Origin of the sequence: Pseudomonas agronomica, from assembly GCF_025917275.1 — a bacterium.
Taxonomy (GTDB): Bacteria; Pseudomonadota; Gammaproteobacteria; order Pseudomonadales; family Pseudomonadaceae; genus Aquipseudomonas; species Aquipseudomonas agronomica.
Map to the genome: position 1 here is coordinate 1 of NZ_JAOSHO010000433.1, position 4,232 is coordinate 4,232.

The 4,232-nt window shown below is 61.9% G+C and carries 3 protein-coding genes; 1 reads left to right on the plus strand and 2 read right to left on the minus strand.

What is annotated here, in order from left to right; genetic code table 11:
• Positions 1-42 precede the first annotated feature (42 nt).
• Both OC610_RS22130 and OC610_RS22135 read right to left on the minus strand, forming a co-directional pair.
• Positions 43-993, minus strand: coding sequence for a homoserine kinase (locus tag OC610_RS22130; protein WP_264430779.1), 951 nt, complete (start codon positions 991-993; stop codon positions 43-45).
• A gap of 59 nt (positions 994-1,052) precedes the next feature.
• The gene (locus OC610_RS22135) at positions 1,053-1,340 is read right to left on the minus strand and encodes a DUF2782 domain-containing protein (protein WP_030138994.1); all 288 of its coding nucleotides are present in this window, start codon (positions 1,338-1,340) and stop codon (positions 1,053-1,055) included.
• 74 nt (positions 1,341-1,414) lie between these two features.
• On the opposite strand from OC610_RS22135, the gene polA reads away from it, so the two are divergent.
• The gene (polA, locus tag OC610_RS22140; RefSeq protein ID WP_264430780.1) at positions 1,415-4,183 is read left to right on the plus strand and encodes a DNA polymerase I; all 2,769 of its coding nucleotides are present in this window, start codon (positions 1,415-1,417) and stop codon (positions 4,181-4,183) included.
• Positions 4,184-4,232 lie beyond the last annotated feature (49 nt).

Genomic DNA, 4,232 nt, shown 5'->3' on the forward strand with positions numbered 1-4,232 from the left:
AGCAAGCTCCCTCGCCACAAAAGTCTTCGCGCCGGCCTGCCGTTACAGGGCGAACGGCAACACCGTATGAACCATCTGCCGCTGCGCCAACCGCTGCTGGAATTCCATCGGATCGTGGATCAACACATCCTGACCAGCGAACGACTCGGCGGCGATCAGCCGCGACAACCAGAACCGCACGCATGCCACACGCAGCATGGTCGGCCATAACTGCGCCTCGGCGGCAGTGAACGGCCGCAGCGCCGCATAGGCGCCCAGCAATGCCCTCGCCCGCGGGCCGTCGAGCACACCGTCGTCATCCGAACACCAATCGTTCAGCGCGATGGCGACGTCGTACAGCATCGGCCCGGAGCAGGCGTTGTAGAAGTCGATCAGCCCGGTCAGGTGCGTGCCCTCGAACATCGCGTTGTCGCGGAACAGGTCTGCATGGATATTGGCGCGGGGCAGCGCCAGGATGCCGATTTTCTGCAGCGCGATTTCGTCCAGCGCAGCTTGCAGCAACTGACGGGCCTCGGCATTGAGGTGCGACAGCAGGTTGCCGCCCTCCTCCTGCATCCAGTCCAGGCCGCGATCGGTCTTGCGCTTGATCATGTTGTCCTTGGTCGCCAAGTGCAGATGCGCGAGCAATTCGCCGACCTGGGCGCAGTGCTGGGCGTTGGCGTGCTTGATGTGCTTGCCGGCCAGGCGCGGTTGCAGCAGCGCTGGTTTGCCCGCCAGTTCCCGTAGCGCAACGCCGTCTGTCGTACGCAAGGCGTAAGGCACCGGCAGATTGGCGTCGTGCAATACGTCCAGCAGTTCGATGAAAAACGGCATTTCCTGCACGGGGCCGCGTTCGACCAGGGTCAGGACGAATTCACCCTGCTCCAGGCTGATGAAAAAATTGGTGTTTTCGCTGCCGGCAGCAATCCCCTGGAAATCAAGTAGACGGCCAAGCCCATAAGGGGCGAGAAAGGTTTCCAGCTCGGGCCGAGCCAGGGGCGTGAACACAGACATGGTTAAAACTGCCAGTACGGGCGCCCTTCAGCGGGCGCCGGTTGAAGTCGGGAGCGGCATCACCACTCAAAGATTTTCCACGAAGGGATCAGCATATCCGGCTGGTCCGAGCGGATGAAGTTTGCATCAGTGCCGTCGGCGCGTACCAGGAAATAAGGCTTGCCGTTCTTGGGCGTGACCTTGATCGCGTACAGAAAGCCGTTTTGCCGATATTCCTGGATGGTTTTGTCGCCTTCGGTGCGGATGGTGACATCCGGGTCCGCCGAGGGTGCGTCGTCCGCCGCCATGACGGCTATCGGGGTGAATGCAAACAAGCCAGCGAGTAACAGGCGATTTAGTGTACGCATGATAACCTTGTCCCTTTGTCGTCAACGGTCCCGCTATTCTAGCCCTGGACCCGCCGAAAAGGTTGATCCTGCTCATGAGCCAAGCCCCCCTCGTCCTGGTGGACGGTTCTTCTTATCTGTACCGCGCCTTTCACGCGCTGCCACCGCTGACCACGTCCAAAGGCCTGCCGACCGGCGCGGTCAAGGGCGTGCTGAACATGCTCAAGAGTCTGCGCAAGCAGTACCCGGACAGTCCGTTCGCCGTGGTGTTCGACGCCAAGGGCGGGACGTTTCGCGATGCGCTGTACGCCGAATACAAGGCCAATCGCCCGAGCATGCCCGACGACATGCGGGTGCAGATCGAACCGCTGCACGCCAGCGTCAAGGCCCTGGGCTTCCCGCTGCTGTGCGTGGACAACGTCGAGGCCGATGACGTGATCGGCACCCTGGCGCGCAGCAGCGCGGCGGCTGACCGTCCGGTGGTGATCTCCACCGGCGACAAGGACATGGCGCAGTTGGTCGATGGGCACATTACCTTGGTCAATACGATGACCGGTAGCGCCTTGGACGTGGCTGGCGTGAAGGAGAAGTTTGGCGTCGCTCCGGAGCAGATCATCGATTACCTGGCGTTGATGGGCGATTCGTCCGACAACATCCCGGGCGTCCCGGGCATCGGGCCGAAGACCGCTTCCGGCTTGCTGGTGGGCGTCAATGGCGGCCTGACCGAACTGTATTCACAGCTGGATATTGTCGCCACGTTGCCAATTCGCGGTGCCAAGACCCTGGCCGCCAAGCTCGAAGAGCACAAGGAAATGGCGTTCCTGTCCTACGAGCTGGCGACCATCAAGACCGACGTGCCGTTGGATGTGGGCCTCGACGACTTGCAGATGGGCGCGCCGGATCACGAGAAACTGGCCGAGCTTTACACCTTGCTGGAGTTCAAGAGCTGGTTCGAAGAAAACCAGCGGGACGCCAAGCGTGCCGGCCAGGAGATCGTCGAAGTTGCCGAAGAACAGCCCGACGCTGCCGAGGCCAAGTACGAGGTCATCCTCGATCAGGCGCGCTTCGACGCATGGCTGGCGAAACTCGACAAGGCGCCGCTGTTTGCCTTCGTCACCGAGACCAACGGCGGCGATGCCCAGCATTCGCAACTCGTTGGGTTGTCGTTTGCCGTGGCGCCTTTCGAAGCAGCCTACATTCCGCTGACGCATTCCTACATGGGCGTGCCCGAGCAGTTGGATCGCGACACGGTGCTCAAGGCGCTCAAGCCACTGCTGGAAAATCCGAACAAGCTCAAGGTCGGCCAGCACGCGAAGTTCGAAACCAATATCCTGGCTAACTGCGCCATCGGTGGCGAACAAGACAACGGCATCCTGGTCCAGGGCATTGCCTTCGACACCATGCTTGAATCCTACGTGCTGGATTCCACCGCGACTCGCCACGACATGGACAGCCTGGCGCTCAAGTACCTGGGCCAAAGCAAGACCGACTTCCAGGACATCGCTGGCAAAGGCGTCAAGCAACTGACCTTCGACCAGATATCCCTGGAACTGGCGGGGCCTTATGCCGCCGAAGACGCCGACGTGACCTTCCGCCTGCACCAGGCCTTGCAAGAAAAACTGGCCGCCACGCCGAGCCTGGGCAAGGTGCTCAGCGAGATCGAAATGCCATTGATGCCTGTCCTGGCGCGGATCGAGCGCCAAGGGGCGCTGGTCGACGCCAACCTGCTGGGCGCGCAGAGTGTCGAGTTGGGCGAGAAACTGGTGGCGTTGGAGCGTGAGGCGTTTGCCATTGCCGGCGAGGAATTCAACCTGGGGTCGCCGAAGCAATTGGGCGTCATCCTGTACGAAAAACTTGGCTTGCCGGTGCTCAGTAAAACCGCCAAGGGCCAGGCGTCCACCGCCGAAGCGGTGCTCGCCGAGCTGGCGGAACAGGATTACCCGCTGCCCAAGGTGCTGATGCAGTACCGCTCGCTGAGCAAGCTCAAGAGCACCTACACCGATCGCCTGCCGGAGCAGATCAACAGCCGCACCGGACGCGTCCACACCAACTACCAGCAAGCCGTCGCTGCGACCGGGCGCCTGTCGTCCATCGACCCGAACCTGCAGAACATTCCGATTCGCACGGCCGAAGGTCGGCGCATCCGCCAGGCATTCGTCGCGCCGAAAGGCTACAAGCTGCTGGCGGCGGACTATTCGCAGATCGAGCTGCGGATCATGGCGCACCTGGCCAAGGATGAAGGTCTGCTCCATGCGTTCCGCAACGACCTGGATGTGCACCGTGCCACCGCCGCCGAAGTGTTCGGCGTCGAACTGCAAGCCGTCACCCATGATCAGCGTCGCAGCGCCAAAGCGATCAACTTCGGCTTGATCTACGGCATGAGCGCGTTTGGCCTGGCCAAGCAGATTGGCGTTGATCGCAAGCAGTCCCAGGCCTACATCGACCGCTACTTCGCCCGTTACCCGGGCGTGTTGGAGTACATGGAACGCACCCGCGCCCAGGCGGCCGAGCAAGGTTTCGTCGAAACCATCTTCGGTCGTCGCTTGTACCTGCCGGACATCAACGCGAAGAACCCGGCCCTGCGCAAAGGCGCCGAGCGCACCGCCATCAACGCGCCGATGCAAGGCACGGCGGCTGACATCATCAAGAAAGCCATGGTGGCCGTGGATCGCTGGCTGGCGACTTCAGGGCTGGATGCGAAGGTGATCCTGCAGGTTCACGACGAACTGGTCCTGGAAGTGCGCGAAGACCTGGTCGAGCAGGTGAGCGGGGAAATCCGCCAGCACATGAGTGCCGCCGCCACGCTGGACGTGCCGCTGTTGGTGGAAGTAGGTGTGGGCAATAACTGGGATGAGGCGCACTGATCCTTGCCGGAGAATTGAGCGGACTCTGTGGCGAGGGGATTTATCCCCG

Bases quoted from the DNA above. Each gene is read 5' to 3' on its own strand.
- OC610_RS22130 (WP_264430779.1), bottom strand. From the start codon at position 993: ATGTCTGTGTTCACGCCCCTGGCTCGGCCCGAGCTGGAAACCTTTCTC.
- OC610_RS22135 (WP_030138994.1), bottom strand. From the start codon at position 1,340: ATGCGTACACTAAATCGCCTGTTACTCGCTGGCTTGTTTGCATTCACC.
- polA (WP_264430780.1), top strand. From the start codon at position 1,415: ATGAGCCAAGCCCCCCTCGTCCTGGTGGACGGTTCTTCTTATCTGTAC.